Source organism: Bradyrhizobium sp. WBAH42, assembly GCF_024585265.1.
Classification (GTDB): Bacteria; Pseudomonadota; Alphaproteobacteria; order Rhizobiales; family Xanthobacteraceae; genus Bradyrhizobium.
Genome location: NZ_CP036533.1, coordinates 6,696,496 through 6,713,056 on the forward strand (window position 1 = coordinate 6,696,496; position 16,561 = coordinate 6,713,056).

The following is a 16,561-nucleotide window of genomic DNA, read 5'->3' on the forward strand; positions in this document are numbered from 1 at the left end:
CATCAGCGAATGTTAGATCCGACGCCCAACGGCCAGCATTCCGGCAAATCCCCGCTCCTGAGGACCATCGGCCTCACCAAGCGTTACGGGGATTTCCTTGCCAACGATTGCATCGATATCGACATCTGGCCGAGGGAAATCCACGCCCTGCTGGGCGAGAACGGCGCCGGCAAGTCGACGCTGGTCAAGGCGATCTACGGACTGATCCAGCCCAGCGCCGGCGAGATTCACTGGCAGGGCGAGCGAATCGTGCTGTCCGGTCCGTCCGAAGCGCGCAGCCGCGGCATCGGCATGGTGTTCCAGCACTTCTCGCTGTTCGACAATCTCACGGTGGCCGAGAACGTCGCGCTCGGCCTCGATGGAAAGGAATCCTTCAAGGACATGTCGGCCCGGCTGGAACAGGTGTCCAAGACTTACGGTCTGCCGCTCGATCCCAGGCGCGAGGTGTGGCAACTCTCCGTCGGCGAGCGTCAGCGCATCGAGATCGTCCGCGCCTTGATGCAGGATCCGAAATTCCTGATCCTGGACGAGCCCACCGCGGTGCTGACGCCGCAGGAAGCCGACCAGCTCTTCATCGTGTTGGAGCGCCTCAAGGCCGAAGGCCGCGCCATCCTCTATATCAGCCACAAGCTGGAGGAGGTGAAACGGCTCTGCGACACCGCCACGATCCTGCGCGGCGGCAAGAAGGTCGAGACCTGCAATCCTCGGCTCGAAACCGCCGCCTCACTTGCGCGGATGATGGTCGGCGGCGAGGTCAAGGAAGTGAAGGCCGCATCCGGCCGCAAGACCACCGTGCCGCGGCTCGTCGTCAACGATCTCTCGCTCGCCCCCGCCGAGGCGCATGGCGTGCGGCTCGAGCACATCTCATTCGAGCTAAAGGGCGGCGAGATCCTCGGCATCGCCGGCGTCGCCGGCAACGGCCAGGACGAATTGTTCGCCGCGCTGTCCGGCGAGAGCCTCTCGAAGGACCCCGGAACGGTGGTGATCGAAGGCATCGCCGCCGGTCATCTTTCGATCACCCAACGGCGAAAGCTGGGCGCAGCTTTCGTTCCCGAGGAGCGGCTCGGCCACGGCACGGCGCCGCGGATGAGACTGTCGGAGAATGCGCTGCTCACCGGCCATGCCGCCAGCGGCATGGTCCATCGCGGCTTCATCGATACGGCGGCCACGCTGAGAACGGTCGACCGCGCGACCGAAACCTTCGACGTCCGCAAGGCCAAGCGCGATCCCGAGGCCGCGAGCCTGTCCGGCGGCAATCTGCAGAAGTTCATCGTGGGACGCGAGATCCTGCGCAACCCAGCGGTGCTGGTGGTGAGCCAGCCGACCTGGGGCGTCGATGCCGGCGCTGCCGCCGTCATCCGTCAGGCGCTGCTTGATCTCGCCACCGCAGGCGCCGCGGTGCTCTTGACCAGCCAGGATCTCGACGAGCTCGCCGAGATCGCCGACCGCATCGCCGTGATGTTCCACGGCAAGCTGTCGGCTCCGCTCTCGGCAAGCGAAGCAAGCCGCGAGAAGCTGGGCCTTCTGATGGGCGGCAGCAGCCTGGAGCCGAAGGAGGTCGCGCATGCAGCTGGTGCTTGAGAAGCGTGCCGAGCGCTCCAATACGATCGCGCTGGTGTCCCCCCTGATCGCGATTGGCCTTACGATCGTCACCATGGTCATCCTGTTCGCGATCCTCGGCAAGAATCCGCTGCTTGCCCTGCACGCTTATTTCATTGCGCCCTTGACCGACGGCTATTCGCTCCAGGAGATCGCGGTGAAGGCAACGCCGCTGGTGATGATCGCGGTCGGCCTGTCGCTGTGCTATCTCGCCAACGCCTGGAACATCGGCGCCGAAGGGCAATTCCTGATCGGCGCCGTCGCGGGAAGCTGGATCGCGGTGAAGACGCAAGGCACCGACGCCGGCGCCTGGGTGCTGCCGGCCATGCTCGTCCTCGCCGCCGCCGCCGGCGCGCTCTATGCGCTGATCCCTGCGATCTGCAGGGTGAAGTTCGGCGCCAGCGAGATCCTGACCAGCCTGATGCTGGTCTATGTCGCCGACCTTTTCCTCGACTATCTCGTGCGCGGTCCCTGGCGCGATCCGCACGGCTTCAATTTCCCGACCACGGCCGAGTTCGATCCGGTGGCGACGGTGCCGTTGCTGATCGAGGGCGGCCGGCTCCATGTCGGCTCGATCATCGCCCTGCTCGTCGTCGCCGCAGCCGCGATCCTGCTCGGGCGCACCATCAAAGGTTTCGAGATCCGCGTGGTCGGCGCCGCGCCGCGTGCAGCGCGGTTCGGCGGCTTCAACGCCAACCAGCTGATCATCCTGACCTTCGCCGTCTCCGGGGCGCTGGCCGGGCTTGCCGGCATCATCGAGGTGGCGGGGCCGGTCGGGCATCTCCAGCCCGGCATCTCGCCCGGCTACGGCTTTACCGCGATCATCGTCGCCTTCCTCGGCCGGTTGAACCCGCTTGGAATATTAATTGCAGGCCTCTTCCTCGCGTTGACCTTTATCGGCGGCGAGCAGGCGCAGATCGCGATGAAGATTCCGCTGGACGTCACCAAGGTCTTTCAGGGCATTCTGCTGTTCTACGTGCTCGCCTGCGACTCCCTCATTCTCTACCGCTTCAAGCTGGTGTTCCCGAACCGACAGGTGGCCCGTGGTGCTGGTTGAGGCCATCATCCTGGCGGTGCTCGCCGCGTCGACGCCGCTGTTGATTGCGGCGACGGGCGAGCTCGTGGTCGAGCGTTCCGGCGTGCTCAATCTCGGCGTCGAGGGCATGATGATCGTCGGCGCGGCCTGTGGCTTTGCCGGCGCGTGGCTGACCGGATCAACCTTTATCGGCGCGCTGTTCGGCATCGTCGCGGGCACGCTGATGGCGCTCGTGTTCGCGCTGATGGCGCTCGGACTCGCCGTCAACCAGGTCGCAACCGGCCTCGCGCTGACCATCCTCGGCGTCGGGCTCTCGGGCCTGATCGGCGCCGGCTTCGTCGGCGAGCGCATCACGCCCGCCGTGCACCTCCATATTCCCGTCCTGACCGATATCCCGCTGATCGGCCGCGTGCTGTTCGGCGAGGACGGCTTCGTCTATTTCTCGATCGCGCTGATCGTCGGCGTGTGGTGGTTCCTGTACCGCACCCGGGCGGGATTGATCTTGCGCGCCTGCGGCGACAACCACGTTTCCGCGCATGCGCTCGGCTATCCCGTACTGCGCATCCGCACCTTCGCGGTGATGTTCGGCGGCGCCTGCGCGGGTCTTGCGGGCGCCTATCTGCCGCTCGCCTATACGCCGTTCTTCATTCCAGGTATGACCGCTGGGCGCGGCTGGATCGCATTGGCGCTGGTGGTGTTTTCGTCCTGGCGGCCGGGCCGGCTCGTCATCGGCGCCTATCTGTTCGGCGCGGTGACGATCCTGCAGCTGCACGCGCAAGGTTGGGGCGTCGGCATTCCCTCGCAATTCATGTCGGCGCTGCCTTACCTTGCGACCGTCATCGTGCTGGTCCTGCTCTCCCGCGCGCGCACGGGCGGCTCGACCGCACCGGCCGCGCTCGGCACGGTGTTCGTGCCCGACCGCTAGATTTCGTTTCCGCAGTGTGCGCGAAGGGGCGCGCATGCGGCGGATTGTGGCTTCCCCCGATGTTTGGAGATTGATGATGAGGAAATCACTTCTTGCACTGGCTGCCGGGCTCTTGCTCGCCGGGAGTGTCAGTGCGGCCTCCGCCGCCGACAAGCTGAAAGTCGGCTTCATTTATCTCGGTCCGATCGGAGACCTCGGCTGGACCTATCAGCACGACCTCGGTCGCCAGGCGCTGGTGAAGGAACTGGGCGACAAGATCGAGACCACCTATCTCGAGAACGTGCCCGAAGGCCCGGACTCCGAGCGAGCGATCGAGCAGCTCGTCCGCGCCGGCAACAAGCTGATCTTCACCACCTCGTTCGGCTACATGGATCCGACGCTTAAGGTCGCCAAGAAATATCCGAACGTGCATTTCGAGCACGCCACCGGCTACAAGCGCAACCCGAACATGTCGACCTATTCGGCGAAATGGTATCAGGGCCGCTACATTCAAGGCTTAATCGCGGCCAAGATGTCGAAGTCGGGCGTGCTCGGCTATATCGGCTCGTTCCCGATTCCGGAGGTCGTCTCCGGCATCAACGCGACGATCCTGGCGGCGCAGACCATCAATCCGAACATCAAGGTCAAGATCATCTGGGCCAACACCTGGTTCGACCCGGGCAAGGAGGCCGACGCCGCCAAGGCGCTGATCGACCAGGGCGCCGACGTGATCATGCAGCACACGGATTCGCCCGCGGCCATGCAGATCGCCAGCGAGCGCGGCAAGCTGGCCTTCGGGCAGGATTCCGAGATGATCAAGTTCGGGCCCAAGACCCAGCTGACCTCGATCCTCGACACCTGGGGCCCCTATTACATCGAGCGCGTCAAGGCCGAGCTCGCCGGCACCTGGAAGTCCGAGGACACCTGGGGCGGCCTCGACAGCCACATGTTCGCGATGGCGCCCTACACCAACATGCCTGACGATGTGAAAAAAATGGCTGAGGATGCCCAGGCCGCGATCACCGCTGGCAAGCTGCATCCGTTCAAATGCCCGATCGTTGGGCAGGACGGCAAGCCGGTCGAGTGCAAGGGCGGCGATCACCTGGATGACGGCCAGATCCTCGGCATGAATTTCTACGTGAAGGGCATCGACGACAAGCTGCCGGGCAAGTAGCACGCTTCTTGCATTGGCTAAATCACCTGCTCCTCCCGGAGGAGGTTCGGAGGGGGTGGCCAGAAGCACCCGGCACTTGTGGCTGCCCCCTCTTTTTATTTCGCCCCGACTATCCCGCCTGCATAGCCTGCGCCGCGGAACTGTGGCGACGGATGAGATCGGCGACATCGAGGCCCGGGATCGCACCGTCGATCACCGCCCATTTTCCAGCCACCATCACCCGGTCGGCGCGATGCGCCCCGCACAGCACGAGCGCGGCCAGTGGATCGCCGTGGCCGGAGAAGCGCAGCTCGTCGAGCCTGAACAGCGCAAGATCGGCGGCCTTGCCGACGGCGATCTCGCCAAGTTCCGGCCGGCCGACACACGCCGCCGAGCCCTTGGTGGCCCAGCGCAGCGCATCCTTGTGGCTGACCTTCGTGACGCCATAGCGCGCCCGTTGCAGCAGGAACGCGGCCCGGACCTCCTGCATCAGGTTCGATCCGTCGTTCGAGGCCGAGCCGTCGACACCAATGCCGATCCCGACGCCGGCTTCTTCCATGTCGCACACCGGGCAACAGCCGGACGCGAGCAGCTGGTTGCTGCACGCACAATGGCTGACGGTCGTGCCGGCCTTGCCGAGCCGTCTCATCTCGTCCGGATTGAAGAAGATCCCATGGGCGAGCCAGGTGCGCGCATTGAGCCAGCCGCATTGCTCGAGATAGTCGAGCGGACGGCAGCCATACATCTGCTGGCAGAATCTGTTCTCGTCTTCGGTCTCGGCGAGATGGGTGTGCAGGCGCACGTCGAGCTTGTCGGCGAGATCGGCCGTGGCGCGCATCAGCGACGTCGTCACCGAGAACGGCGAGCATGGCGCGAGCGCAATCTGCACCATCGCATCCGCGCCGCGCTGGTGATGCTTGGCGACCACGCGGGCGCTGTCGGCGAGAATGGTGTCCTCGTCCTGCACGACGCTGTCCGGCGGCAGGCCGCCGTCGCGCTGCGACAGGTTCATCGAGCCGCGCGTCAGCAGCACGCGCACGCCGAGGCGCTTCGCCACCGCCACCTCGATATCGACGGATTCCTCGAGCCCCGCCGGGAAGACGTAGTGGTGGTCCGTCGTGGTGGTGCAGCCGGAGAGCAAAAGCTCGGACATCGCCACGGTGACGCCGAGCTCGAGCGCTTCGGGCGTCAGCCTCGCCCACACCGGATAGAGCGCCTGGAGCCAGGGGAACAGCTCGCGGTCCATCGCGGCCGGCAGCGCCCGCGTCAGCGTCTGGTAGAAATGATGATGCGTGTTGATCAAGCCCGGCAGCACGACGTGCTCGGCCGCGTCGAACACTGCGACATCCGCACTTGCCGGCACACCGCCCGCCGGCACGAGCTCCACGATCCGGCCGTCCTTGACGACAATGCCGCGCTCGGCCCCGTCGGCGAGGATGGCCAGCGGATCCCTGATCCAGGTCGAACTTGCCTCAATCATGATCCTGGTTCTCCTCACACAAGCTGACAGCGGACCCGCAAGGCGGAGGACGACTTGCGTCCTTGCTGCGACTTGCTGTTGCCACTTGGCTCCCGTCTTGCAACACTTCTCTCGGACCACTCACCCTTGGGACGCGTTGGCGCAGCCATGGACTTGAATACCATCACAGCCGTCGCCCATCCGCAAACGCGCGCGCAGCTGCCCGTTTGGACGGCAGGTGATGCTTGGCTCGCGGGCGGCACCTGGCTGTTCTCGGAGCCGCAAACGCATCTGACACGACTGATCGATCTCACCGATCTGAAATGGCCAGCGCTGACGATCACCGAGAGCCACCTCTCGATCGCCGCCACCTGCACCATCGCAGAGCTCGATGGCCTCGCCTGCCCGTCCGATTGGCTCGCGGCGCCGCTGATCAACCAATGCTGCCGGGCCTTCCTTGCCTCGTTCAAGATCTGGAAGACCGCGACCGTCGGCGGCAATCTCTGCATGTCGCTGCCGGCGGGACCGATGATCTCGCTCGCATCGGCACTCGACGGCGTCTGCACCATCTGGAAAGCCGGCGGCGGTGAACAGAGGCTTCCCGTCGCCGAATTCGTCACCGGCAACCAATGCAATCGCCTGACGCCAGGCGACCTTCTCCGGCAGATCGACGTCCCGATCGCCGCCTTGAGGCGCCGCACCGCTTTCCGCCAGATCTCGCTCGCGCCGGTCGGCCGCTCGGCGGCGCTCTTGATCGGCAGCCTCGAAGCCGACGACACGCTGACACTCACAATCACCGCGTCGACGGTGCGCCCGATCCAGTTTCGCTTCCGCAAAGCCCCGGACTCGAGCGCGCTGCGCGCAGCGCTCATGCAAGAGATTACAGACGATCTGTACCACACGGACATCCATGGCACGCCACTTTGGCGCAAGCACGTGACGCTGCGTCTTGCCGAGGAAATTCGCGGCGAGCTGCTGGGAGCGACACCCGCATGAGCCTTGAGGTCAACGGCAAGGCATTTTCTCAGGAGCCGCGCGCCGGCCAGTGCCTGCGCACGTTCCTGCGGGAGCTTGGTCATTTCGGCGTGAAGAAGGGCTGCGATGCCGGCGACTGCGGCGCCTGCACCGTGCTGCTCGACGGCGAGCCCGTGCACAGCTGCCTGATCCCGGCGTTCCGGGCCGAGGGCCGCACCGTGACTACGATCGAAGGCCTTGGCGGCGATCATGGCACGCATCCGATGCAGCAGGCCTTCCTCGATGCGCAGGGCTTCCAATGCGGCTTCTGCACCGCCGGCATGATCCTGACCTGCGCCTCGCTGAACCAGGCGCAGCGCACCGACCTCGGCGCTGCGCTGAAGGGCAACATCTGCCGCTGCACCGGCTATCGCTCGATCGAGGACGCGATCATCGGCAAGACCAATGTCGAGGCGAGCGTCGAGGCCGGCGCCGCCTTCGGCCGCAGCCTGCCGGCCCCCGCAGGCCCCGACGTGGTCCGCGGCACGGCACGCTACACGTTCGACACCGCAATCGACGGCCTGCTCCACATCAAGCTGCTGCGATCGTCGCACGCCCACGCCAGGATCGTCGCGATCGACAAGTCGGACGCTCTGGGCATCCCCGGCGTGCACGCCGTGCTGACGCATGAGGATGCGCCGTCCGTCCTGATGTCGACGGCGCGGCACGAGAAGGACTGGATGGACCCGGAGGATACCCGCGTCCTCGACGACGTCGTCCGTTTCATCGGCCAGAAGGTTGCCGCCGTCGTCGCGGAGACCGAAGCCGCCGCCGAGGCGGCGTGCCGCAGGCTGAAAGTCAGTTACGACATCCTGCCGGCGCTGATCGATCCCGAGCAGGCGATGGCACCGGGCGCGCCGGTCATTCATCCCGGCCGCACCAGCGCGAACCGCGTTGCCGATGCCGAGCGCAACCTGGTCGCGGAGACTCATGGCGAGTTCGGCGACGTCGCATCGGCGCTTGCGACATCTGCCGCTACCTATGAGGCCACTTTCCACAGTCACCGTGTGCAGCACGCTGCGCTCGAGACCCATGGCGGCCTCGCCTGGCTCGATGATTCCGGCGTGCTCAATGTCCGCACCTCGACGCAGGTGCCGTTCCTGACCCGGCGTGCGCTGTCGGACATCTTCCAGCTCCCCATGGACAAGGTCCGCGTGTTCTGCGAACGCGTCGGCGGCGGGTTCGGCGGCAAGCAGGAGATGTTCGTCGAGGACATCCTGGCGCTCGCCGCGCTGAGGACGGGGCGGCCGGTCAAGCTGGAGCTGACACGCGAGGAGCAGTTCATCGCGACCTCGACGCGGCATCCGATGCGGATCCACGTCAAAGCCGGCGCCGATAGCGACGGCAAGCTCACCGCGCTCCAGCTCGACGTGCTCTCCAACACCGGCGCCTACGGCAATCATGCCGGTCCGGTGATGTTCCACGCGCTGGCCGAGTCCATCGCCGTCTACAATTGCCCGAACAAGCGGGTCGACGGCGTCGCCGTCTACACCAACACCGTGCCGGCAGGGGCGTTTCGGGGCTATGGCCTGCCGCAGGCGTTGATCGCGGTGGAAGCGGCGATCGACGAACTGGCGAGGCAACTTGGCATCAACCCTTACGAGATGCGGCGGCGCAATATCGTGAGGCCCGGCGATCCCATGCTGTCGCCGCCGCCGTCCGAATATCACGACGTGCTCTACGGCTCCTATGGGCTCGACCAGTGCCTCGACCTCGTCGAGCGCGCGATGCAGGCCGATGGCCCGCAGCCGGAGCTGTCGCCGGATTGGCTGATCGGCGATGGCATCGCGCTGACCATGATCGACACCGTGCCGCCGGCCGGCCACTTCGCCGATGCTGCGATCGCGCTCAACGACGACGGCGGCCTCGACCTCACCGTCGGCACGGCCGAGTTCGGCAACGGCACCAGCACCGTGCATCGCCAGATCGCGGCGACCACGCTGGCGACCACGGTCGAGAGGATCCATCTGCGCCAGTCCGACACCGCCCATGGCGGCCACGACACCGGCGCGTATGGCAGCGCCGGCACCTTCGTTGCGGGCAAGGCGACGCATGCGGCAGCCGTGCAGCTTGCGAGCGAGTTGAAGGCGGCAGCCGCCGGCGCCTGGCTGTGCGATGTGGAGACTTGCGCGCTCGATGCGGACGCTGTCGTCAGCGGCGTCCGCCGCATGCCTTTTGCGGAGCTGGCGAAGCTCGCCCGCGAGCGCGGACGGCCGTTCGCAGGCAGCGGCACGTCCGGCGGCACGCCGCGATCGGTCGGGTTCAACGTGCAGGGCTTTCGCGTCGCGGTGAACAAGGGCACCGGCGAGCTCCGGATTCTCAGGAGCGTGCACGCCGCCGACGCGGGCGTGGTCGCCAATCCCATGCAGTGCCGCGGTCAGGTCGAAGGCGGCGTGGCGCAGGCGCTCGGTGCTGCGCTCTACGAGGAGATGGTGATCGACGCGAGCGGCCGCGTCATCAATCCGAAATTCCGCGACTACCACCTGCCCTCATTCGCCGACGTGCCCCGCACGGAAGTGTTCTTCGCCGACACGTCCGACACGATCGGACCGCTCGGCGCGAAATCGATGAGCGAGAGCCCGTACAATCCGGTCGCCGCCGCGCTCGGCAACGCGATTGCGGATGCCACCGGCATTCGCTTTACTGCACCACCCTTCAAGCCGGACCGGCTGTTTCCGGGGCTGCTCGACAAGTTTGGGGGCTTCGACCGGACTCGATAGCAGCGACCATGGTGGCGCCATGCTCCCTCGCCCCGCTTGCGGGGAGAGGGTTGGGGTGAGGGGGAGTCTCGGCGAGGACGGTGACAGTTGGACTCGCGGAGAGTCCCCCTCACCCGGATTGCATCTTCGATGCAATCCGACCTCTCCCCGCAAGCGGGGCGAGGTGAAGAGAGCGCTCGCATTTAGCTGCCGCGATAGGTCGAGTAGCTCCAGGGCGTGACCAGCAGCGGCACGTGGTAATGGCTTTCCGGCTCGCTGATCGCAAAGCGCAGCGGGATCTCGTCGAGGAACGGCGGGTCGGACAGCGGCACGTTGCGCGCGGCATAATATTTGGCAACGCTGAAGCGCAGCTCGTAGCGGCCGATCGGCAGCGGACGGCCGCCGATCAGCGGCCCGTCGGTGCGGCCGTCGGCATTGGTCACCGCGCGCGCGATGATGCGGTTCTCGCCAAGGCTCGCGAGCTCCACGAGCTCAATCGGAATGCCCGGCGCGGGCTTGCCGATCTGGTTGTCCAGCACATGGGTCGAGAGCCGGCCGTGCACCTTCAGCCTGTCATCGGCGACGACGAGCTGGTCGAGCCGCAGCGCGGAGATGCGGCCGATCTCCTCGATCGCACGTCTTGTCTCGGTCTTGGCGATGTTGAGCAGCCGGGCCTCGAAGTCGCGCAGCACGGAATCCTTGGTGTGACGGCGCACGCAGACGATATAGGGGAAGCCGAACTTGTCGCGATAGGCATTGTTGGCCCGCTCGAACGCGGAATATTCGGCATCCGACAGCCGGTCGAGGCCGGCGCTGTTCTGCTCGTCGGTCGATTCCGCGGTGAGGCCGGCGGCGCGCTGGGTCTTATTGGCGAGATCGGGATGCGCCCGGATCAATGCCAGCTGCACGTCGGGCTCGGCACTCTGGATTGCCGCCATCAGCGCGCCGTGCAGCTCATTGATGCCGGCGAACGGCCGCTTTGCCGCGAGCTGCTCGGCGATCCACGGCGAATATTCGACGACGTTGGCGAGCACCGCGACGAAGTCGGCCGTGCTTGCAGTGTTGAGATCGCCGAGCGAAATCTGCGACATCATCTCACCCGATCTCGAATGCGTCGGCGGCAAGGTGGGCGTGCTTGTCGTGCCAGTGCTGCGCGATCTGCAGCCGCGTCGGCACCCAGACGCGCTCGTGCTTGCCGATATAGTCGAGAAAGCGGATCAGGCCCGCTGCGCGGCCGGGCCGGCCGGCGAGGCGGCAATGCAGGCCGACCGACATCATCTTCGGCGCGGTCTCACCTTCCGCGTAGAGCACGTCGAAGGCGTCCTTCAGATAGGTGAAGAACTGCTCGCCCTCGGCAAAGCCCTGCGGGTTGATGAACCGCATGTCGTTGGCATCCAGCGTATAGGGAATGATGAGCTGCTTGCCGCCCGTGCCCTTGACCCAATAGGGCAAATCGTCGGCGTAGGAGTCGCAGAGATAGAGGAAGCCGCCCTCCTCCATCAACAGACGGTTGGTGTTGATCGAGGAGCGCCCGGTGTACCAGCCGAGCGGACGCGAGCCCGTCGCCTCGGTATGGACGCGGATGGACTCGGCGATCTCGGCGCGTTCCTGCGCCTCGGTCATGTCCTTGTGCTCGATCCATTTCAGGCTGTGGCTGGCGATATCCCAGCCCGCCTCCTTCATCGCAATGACAATCTCGGGATTGCGCTTCAGCGCGGTGGCGACACCGAACACCGTGGTCGGCCACTTCCGCTCGTTGAACATCCGCCACAGCCGCCAGAAGCCGGCGCGCGAGCCATATTCGAACATGGATTCGATGTTGGCGTGGCGCTGGCCGGGCCAGGGCTGCGCGCCTAGTACGTCGGAAAGGAAGGCTTCCGAGGCGCGGTCGCCGTGCAGGATGTTGTTCTCGCCGCCCTCTTCGAAATTGACGACGAACTGCACCGCGACCCGCGCGTCACCAGGCCATTGCGGATGCGGCGGGTTGCGGCCGTAACCGCGGAGATCGCGCGGGTAGCGGGGCTCAGTCACTCAGACTTCCTCAAAGCGGATCGGCAGCGCGCCCTTCCACAGCACGCTCTTGCCCAGCGTCGCCAGATTCTCCAGGCCCGAGGTCAGCGTGATGAAATGGTTGCCGGCGAGCTGGCCCATCTTGCTCGCGAAATGCACGCCGCCATAGGCCAGCAGGATCTCGGTCTCGCTGATACCGCCGGGATAGAGGATGATCTGGCCGGGCGCCGGATAGCTGGTGTGGTTCTCGTAGCCGACGCCGAAGTCGAGGTCGCCGAGCGGCATCCACACGCCCTCGCCGCTCCAGCGCACATGGATGATGTGGCTTTCGAACGGCAGCGCCTTGCGGAAAGCGGCGACGGTCTTGGGCGCCGCTTGCTCCTCGAAACGGGCATCGAAGGTGAAATCGCCGGCGCGGATAACGAGTTTGCTCATCTCATCTCTCTGGATCGGGGGCGATGCGCCCCGCGGGAACTTTCAGCAAAAAGCACTCCATCGGGCTTCGCGCAAGAGGCGAAGCCACATCACCTGCGGTCGTAGGACCAGCCGAATATGCCGCTCCGCCTGACCTCCGGCTCCGGCTCGGCCGCGGCCGGCGCCTCCTTCAGTTCCGCCTGCGGCGGCGGTGCGGGCGGCGCCGGCAGGTTCTCGCATTTCATGGAATAGACCAGCTTGCCGTCCGCGGTCCGCCCGATCGGTGCGCAGGGGTCGGGACGCGCCGCCGCGCTCTTCGGCGTGGGCTTGATCTGCGCCGCCGCCGGCGCGGCGATCAGGAGAAGGACCAGCAGATATTTCGACATCGTTGTCGCCTGGAAGCTCAATGGCCCATTGAACCGGATTGCGCAGGCCAAGTCCATACGCGAGGCGGCGATCGTGCTCACGAACGTGTCCCGGACAAGCTGCAACGCTTTGAGCGTGGCAGCGCAGAGCCGGGACCCAGAGCGATACGGCACGATGCCGCGACGTGGGCCCCGGCTCTGCAGCGCATCGTCGAAGGGACGCTGCCATAGCGCGTCAAAGACGCGCGTAAACGCGCTGATGGCGTCCGGGGCACGAGAGCGAAGTGTGGTGGCACACTCTCCTCCTCGTCATTGCGAGCGCACGAAGCAATCCAGAGTCTTTCCACGGAGGGATTCTCGATTGCTTCGCTGCGCTCGCAATGACGGAGTATGAGGCAACTGCATGCTCTTTCGGCTCGCATCTTGCTTGCAGACACGCCTTCGCGTCCTCGCGGCTTATTCGCCCGAGCCTTGCTTGATTGCTCGACCCTCTCTAGCCAAGAGGGCGCAGGGAAGACCGGGTGCCGACTGGCACCCGCGGTCCGCTGCGCGAAAGGTAGCGCAAAAGAACCGCACAGCAGCATACAGGTGTAGCCAAACACTCGGCCTTCCCTGCGCGATGGTCGGACGGCTTATGCCGCGCTCTCCCGGGAGCCGAATTCCTTCTGGCCTCCCTCGCCCCGCGAATTGCATGATGCAGTCCGCCCGGTTGGGCTCGCTCGCACCTCCGCAGAAGCTTGACCGTAGCAACGACGGCCAGGACCACACGGTTTTGCCGTACGCACGGCCCGCCATTTCGCCGCAGTATTCCCGAGCCCTGTCGACAAAGCTGGAAACTTACAGACGAGACGAAGCCTAGCAGCGCCGTCGTCCGCACGCGGTTACGGACTCACAGGGACTACCCGCCCTGCCCGCACCTCTCGTGCCGACGCTGCCGCGCCCACCGCAAGCCCGGCTCGCGACAATGACGACCACAAGATCGCCCCTCTTGGATGAGCCGGGATGGGCGAGACATACGATATTTCCGAATTTCGGTAAAGCGGAATGTTTTCGCGCGGGTGGGTTGACAGCCCGGCGACACACCCGGGTCCCGTAGGGGTAACGGATTTAGCTTAGACGCGCCGTGTCCGGCCGAAAGACCTGTGCTGCCGCCGACCGCTCAGTATGGTGCGTAACGATAGCCCGGATCGTAGTAGTAAGGACCGCCGCCGTAATAGCCGGGACCGCCGTAGTAGGGACGCGGGCCATAACCATAATAATAGCGGTTTTCATAGTATTCCTGGCGGCGGCTCTCGGCGATCGCGCCTCCGATCAGACCTGCGGCCATGCCCATGAAGGCGAGACCCGCGGCATTCGGCCCGCGTCGATAGTAACGCCGCCGGTGTGCGCTGAAATCGGTGACGTCGGAGGCAGCCTGACCGGCCACGGCCGCCTTGGCGGCCGGTGTCCCGGCCGAAGCCGCTGCGGACGGGGATGCGGAAGCCGCAATCAGGGCGAGGCTCGCAAGCGCGACCACGATCGTGTTGCGGCCGGCAGCGGAAATCACGGGTCCAATACTCATTTTCGTATTCCCTCTCTTCTCGCCCAAAGAAACATAAGCAAACGATCTATAATCCGCAAACCACTGAAATGGTTTCATGATCGCGGCGATCTGCCACGCTTTGAACGATTGTAAACCGAACGATCAGATCCAGCTTGAACCATCCAACCTGAGCGGATAATGAACAGCCGCGCCGTTTTTCGGTCGCCGTAAGCGTTTCACGTGAACCAACGCATCAACCGACGCCGTCGGGATCGATGCCATTTTCGGGTTCAACGTGACTGACGCGTCCTTCTCCAAGAGAAACCAGATGATCGTGGTTCGCAAACTGCCGGCGCGCTATGCGCCGATCGTGATGCCATTCGTGCTGTCCATCCTCATGACGGCCGTGGTGTCGGTCATTTCGACGCTGCGGAGCCTGGGGGCAACGCCGGCGTTCCTGGCGACCTGGCCGGGCGCCTGGGGACTGTCCTGGCTCGTCGCCTTCCCGACGCTGCTCCTGGTGCTGCCGCTGGTCCGCCGGATCGTTGCCTGGCTCGTGGCAACCCCACCCGGCCGGTAGCCGCGCCTACGACAGCGCCCCCAGCACGCCCCTCGTCGCCTTGTCGATCTCCTCGACATAGCGGCGGCGGGCGAAGTTCTCGGTGAGGAAACCGACCACCTTGCGGCTGTCGGTGGAATCGACCACCGCCAGCATCTCCGCCTCGGCTTCGTCGAACACCGCCATCGCCGACTTCACGTTCATTTCCGGGATCAGCACGATGTCGATCAGGCGGGCGAGCTCGATCACCTGGATGTCGTCGGCGATGGTATCGAGGTCGCTGGAGAACAAATCGGGCAGCAGGACGAGGCCGATATATTCGTCCGCATTGTTGACGATGACGATTCCCGGCCGCGAGCCGAGCGCGAACTCGCGGCGCGCGGCGGCGATCGTCGTGGTCGAGGGCACTTTGCCGACGTCCGAGCGCATCAGGCGCTCGACCGTGAGGTTGCGCAGCCAGCCGACGTCGTTGGCGCTGCGGATGGTCTCGCCGCGCAGATGCAGGCGCCAGGTCGAGAAGGAATGGCCGAACATGAAGCGGACGCAGATCGAGGTGACGATGCAGCCCGCCAGCACCACGGCGGTGACGTCGACATTGCGGGTCATCTCGAGCACCAGGAACGACATCGTGAGCGGGCCGCCGACGATGGCGACGCCGAGCGTCGCCATGCCGGTCAGCATCGCCACCAGGGGGTCGATCACGAAATGCGGACTGATCAGCTCCAACAGCTCGGCGAAGAACTTTCCGATCAGGCTGCCGACGAACAGCGAGGCGAAGAACAGGCCGCCGCGAAACCCCGAGGCGAGCGAGATCAGGCAGGCCGTCACCTTCAAGGCGATGATCAGCGCGATCAGGCCGATCGTCATGTCGTGGAAGAGATCGAGCACCATGGCGCCATGGCCGGCCGCGAGAACCTGCGGCGTGATGATGGCGAACCCGCCGACGATGAGGCCGCCGATCACGGGACGCAGCCAGACCGGCATCCAGGCGAACAGCCGCTCGAACACCGGCGAGGAGCGCATCACGGCGATGCCGACGCCGCTGGTGATGAGGGCGAGCCCGATCAAGGCGAGATACTGCTCGACGCCGACGGCGCTGACCTTGGGTATCTCCAGCGAATAGGGCGCGCCGCCGAGCCATTGCGCGGTCAGGGCGCCCGCCAGCGAGGCCGCCAGGATCGGCGCTGCGCTGCCGACCGAATAGACGCCGACGATCAGCTCGCAGGCGTAGAAGGCGCCGGTGATCGGCGCGCCGAACGCCGCCGCGATCGCTGCCGCCGCCCCGCAACCGACCATCAGGCGCAGATCGTTGCGACGGAGATTGAAGAACTTGCCGAGCAGCGAGGCGATGCCGGAGCCGATCTGGGTATAGCCGGCCTCTAGGCCGACCGAGGCGCCGCAGCCGTTCGAGATCAGGGTCTGGCTCGACACAACCACGCTGTCGCGCATCGACAGATTGCCGCCGCGCAGCGCGTTGGCCTCGATCGGGTCGACGGCGTTAGAGATCTTCATCCGCCGTCGCGACCATTCCATGATGCCGAGCGCGAGCCCGCCGAGTGCGGGCGCGATCAATGCCGCCCACGGACTGACGCTCGCGTGGGCCGACAGGTGGACATCAACGGGAATGCCGTAGATCACGACATGCGCGATCTGGGCGATGTGGGCCATCAGCGTCACGACGGCACCCGCGAGCGTGCCGATCACGAGCGCGAGCGGGATCAAATAGAACTCGTTGCTGCGCAACAGCGCACGCAGCCGAACCATCGTGCGGTTCGTCTTCTTGCGATCGACGAGATGCCTGATCCGCACCAACATCGTCTGGCCCGC

General features: G+C 65.6%; 14 protein-coding genes. 7 read left to right on the plus strand and 7 right to left on the minus strand.

Features of this window, described 5'->3' with window-relative positions:
• The first annotated feature begins 9 nt into the window (after positions 1 to 9).
• The 4 genes from DCG74_RS31685 to DCG74_RS31700 all read left to right on the plus strand — a co-directional run bounded on the left by DCG74_RS31685 (position 10) and on the right by DCG74_RS31700 (position 4,713).
• Positions 10 to 1,581 carry an ABC transporter ATP-binding protein gene (locus DCG74_RS31685; protein ID WP_172785519.1) on the plus strand — a complete coding sequence of 524 codons (1,572 nt, stop codon included), beginning with the start codon at positions 10 to 12 and terminating at the stop codon, positions 1,579 to 1,581.
• On the plus strand, positions 1,565 to 2,656 hold the full coding sequence (locus tag DCG74_RS31690; protein WP_172785520.1) for an ABC transporter permease: 1,092 nt from the start codon (positions 1,565 to 1,567) through the stop codon (positions 2,654 to 2,656). Before DCG74_RS31685 ends, DCG74_RS31690 begins: the two co-directional genes overlap by 17 nt.
• Entirely contained in the window at positions 2,643 to 3,560 is a 918-nt protein-coding gene (locus DCG74_RS31695) for an ABC transporter permease (RefSeq protein WP_172785521.1), read from the plus strand. Before DCG74_RS31690 ends, DCG74_RS31695 begins: the two co-directional genes overlap by 14 nt.
• 76 nt (positions 3,561 to 3,636) lie before the next feature.
• Complete coding sequence (locus tag DCG74_RS31700) at positions 3,637 to 4,713, plus strand: BMP family ABC transporter substrate-binding protein (protein ID WP_172785522.1); 1,077 nt, start codon at positions 3,637 to 3,639, stop codon at positions 4,711 to 4,713.
• Between the two features lie 109 nt (positions 4,714 to 4,822).
• Here DCG74_RS31700 and DCG74_RS31705 read toward each other — a convergent pair whose 3' ends face one another.
• Positions 4,823 to 6,172 carry an 8-oxoguanine deaminase gene (locus DCG74_RS31705; RefSeq protein ID WP_172785523.1) on the minus strand — a complete coding sequence of 450 codons (1,350 nt, stop codon included), beginning with the start codon at positions 6,170 to 6,172 and terminating at the stop codon, positions 4,823 to 4,825.
• 147 nt (positions 6,173 to 6,319) lie between these two features.
• Here DCG74_RS31705 and DCG74_RS31710 point away from each other — a divergent pair, with 147 nt between their 5' ends.
• Together DCG74_RS31710 and DCG74_RS31715 are read left to right on the plus strand one after the other, a co-directional pair.
• Positions 6,320 to 7,147 carry an FAD binding domain-containing protein gene (locus DCG74_RS31710; RefSeq protein ID WP_172785524.1) on the plus strand — a complete coding sequence of 276 codons (828 nt, stop codon included), beginning with the start codon at positions 6,320 to 6,322 and terminating at the stop codon, positions 7,145 to 7,147.
• Positions 7,144 to 9,885 (plus strand): molybdopterin cofactor-binding domain-containing protein, encoded by a 2,742-nt coding sequence (locus DCG74_RS31715; protein WP_172785525.1) that lies wholly within the window; start codon positions 7,144 to 7,146, stop codon positions 9,883 to 9,885. The genes DCG74_RS31710 and DCG74_RS31715 overlap by 4 nt, the downstream gene beginning before the upstream one ends.
• Before the next feature lie 182 nt (positions 9,886 to 10,067).
• Here DCG74_RS31715 and uraD read toward each other — a convergent pair whose 3' ends face one another.
• From uraD to DCG74_RS31740, 5 genes are all read right to left on the minus strand, one after another.
• Positions 10,068 to 10,955 carry a 2-oxo-4-hydroxy-4-carboxy-5-ureidoimidazoline decarboxylase gene (uraD, locus tag DCG74_RS31720; RefSeq protein WP_172785677.1) on the minus strand — a complete coding sequence of 296 codons (888 nt, stop codon included), beginning with the start codon at positions 10,953 to 10,955 and terminating at the stop codon, positions 10,068 to 10,070.
• Between the two features lie 4 nt (positions 10,956 to 10,959).
• Positions 10,960 to 11,895, minus strand: coding sequence for an allantoinase PuuE (puuE, locus tag DCG74_RS31725; RefSeq protein ID WP_172785526.1), 936 nt, complete (start codon positions 11,893 to 11,895; stop codon positions 10,960 to 10,962).
• Positions 11,896 to 12,309 carry a DUF3830 family protein gene (locus tag DCG74_RS31730; protein WP_036045261.1) on the minus strand — a complete coding sequence of 138 codons (414 nt, stop codon included), beginning with the start codon at positions 12,307 to 12,309 and terminating at the stop codon, positions 11,896 to 11,898.
• A gap of 89 nt (positions 12,310 to 12,398) precedes the next feature.
• Positions 12,399 to 12,674 carry a hypothetical protein gene (locus tag DCG74_RS31735; RefSeq protein WP_172785527.1) on the minus strand — a complete coding sequence of 92 codons (276 nt, stop codon included), beginning with the start codon at positions 12,672 to 12,674 and terminating at the stop codon, positions 12,399 to 12,401.
• Positions 12,675 to 13,812: 1,138 nt separating this feature from the next.
• Positions 13,813 to 14,214 (minus strand): hypothetical protein, encoded by a 402-nt coding sequence (locus DCG74_RS31740; protein ID WP_172785528.1) that lies wholly within the window; start codon positions 14,212 to 14,214, stop codon positions 13,813 to 13,815.
• A 289-nt stretch (positions 14,215 to 14,503) separates the two neighbouring features.
• Here DCG74_RS31740 and DCG74_RS31745 point away from each other — a divergent pair, with 289 nt between their 5' ends.
• Positions 14,504 to 14,755, plus strand: coding sequence for a DUF2798 domain-containing protein (locus DCG74_RS31745; RefSeq protein ID WP_172785529.1), 252 nt, complete (start codon positions 14,504 to 14,506; stop codon positions 14,753 to 14,755).
• Between the two features lie 6 nt (positions 14,756 to 14,761).
• Here the strand turns inward: DCG74_RS31745 and DCG74_RS31750 are convergent, their stop codons facing one another.
• Complete coding sequence (locus DCG74_RS31750) at positions 14,762 to 16,549, minus strand: chloride channel protein (RefSeq protein ID WP_172785530.1); 1,788 nt, start codon at positions 16,547 to 16,549, stop codon at positions 14,762 to 14,764.
• Positions 16,550 to 16,561: the final 12 nt, after the last annotated feature.

Coding starts and splice junctions, on each gene's coding strand:
- DCG74_RS31690 (WP_172785520.1), top strand. CDS start 1,565: ATGCAGCTGGTGCTTGAGAAGCGTGCCGAGCGCTCCAATACGATCGCG.
- DCG74_RS31705 (WP_172785523.1), bottom strand. CDS start 6,172: ATGATTGAGGCAAGTTCGACCTGGATCAGGGATCCGCTGGCCATCCTC.
- DCG74_RS31710 (WP_172785524.1), top strand. CDS start 6,320: ATGGACTTGAATACCATCACAGCCGTCGCCCATCCGCAAACGCGCGCG.
- DCG74_RS31735 (WP_172785527.1), bottom strand. CDS start 12,674: ATGTCGAAATATCTGCTGGTCCTTCTCCTGATCGCCGCGCCGGCGGCG.
- DCG74_RS31730 (WP_036045261.1), bottom strand. CDS start 12,309: ATGAGCAAACTCGTTATCCGCGCCGGCGATTTCACCTTCGATGCCCGT.
- DCG74_RS31685 (WP_172785519.1), top strand. CDS start 10: ATGTTAGATCCGACGCCCAACGGCCAGCATTCCGGCAAATCCCCGCTC.
- DCG74_RS31740 (WP_172785528.1), bottom strand. CDS start 14,214: ATGAGTATTGGACCCGTGATTTCCGCTGCCGGCCGCAACACGATCGTG.
- uraD (WP_172785677.1), bottom strand. CDS start 10,955: ATGTCGCAGATTTCGCTCGGCGATCTCAACACTGCAAGCACGGCCGAC.
- DCG74_RS31700 (WP_172785522.1), top strand. CDS start 3,637: ATGAGGAAATCACTTCTTGCACTGGCTGCCGGGCTCTTGCTCGCCGGG.
- DCG74_RS31715 (WP_172785525.1), top strand. CDS start 7,144: ATGAGCCTTGAGGTCAACGGCAAGGCATTTTCTCAGGAGCCGCGCGCC.
- DCG74_RS31745 (WP_172785529.1), top strand. CDS start 14,504: ATGATCGTGGTTCGCAAACTGCCGGCGCGCTATGCGCCGATCGTGATG.
- DCG74_RS31750 (WP_172785530.1), bottom strand. CDS start 16,549: ATGTTGGTGCGGATCAGGCATCTCGTCGATCGCAAGAAGACGAACCGC.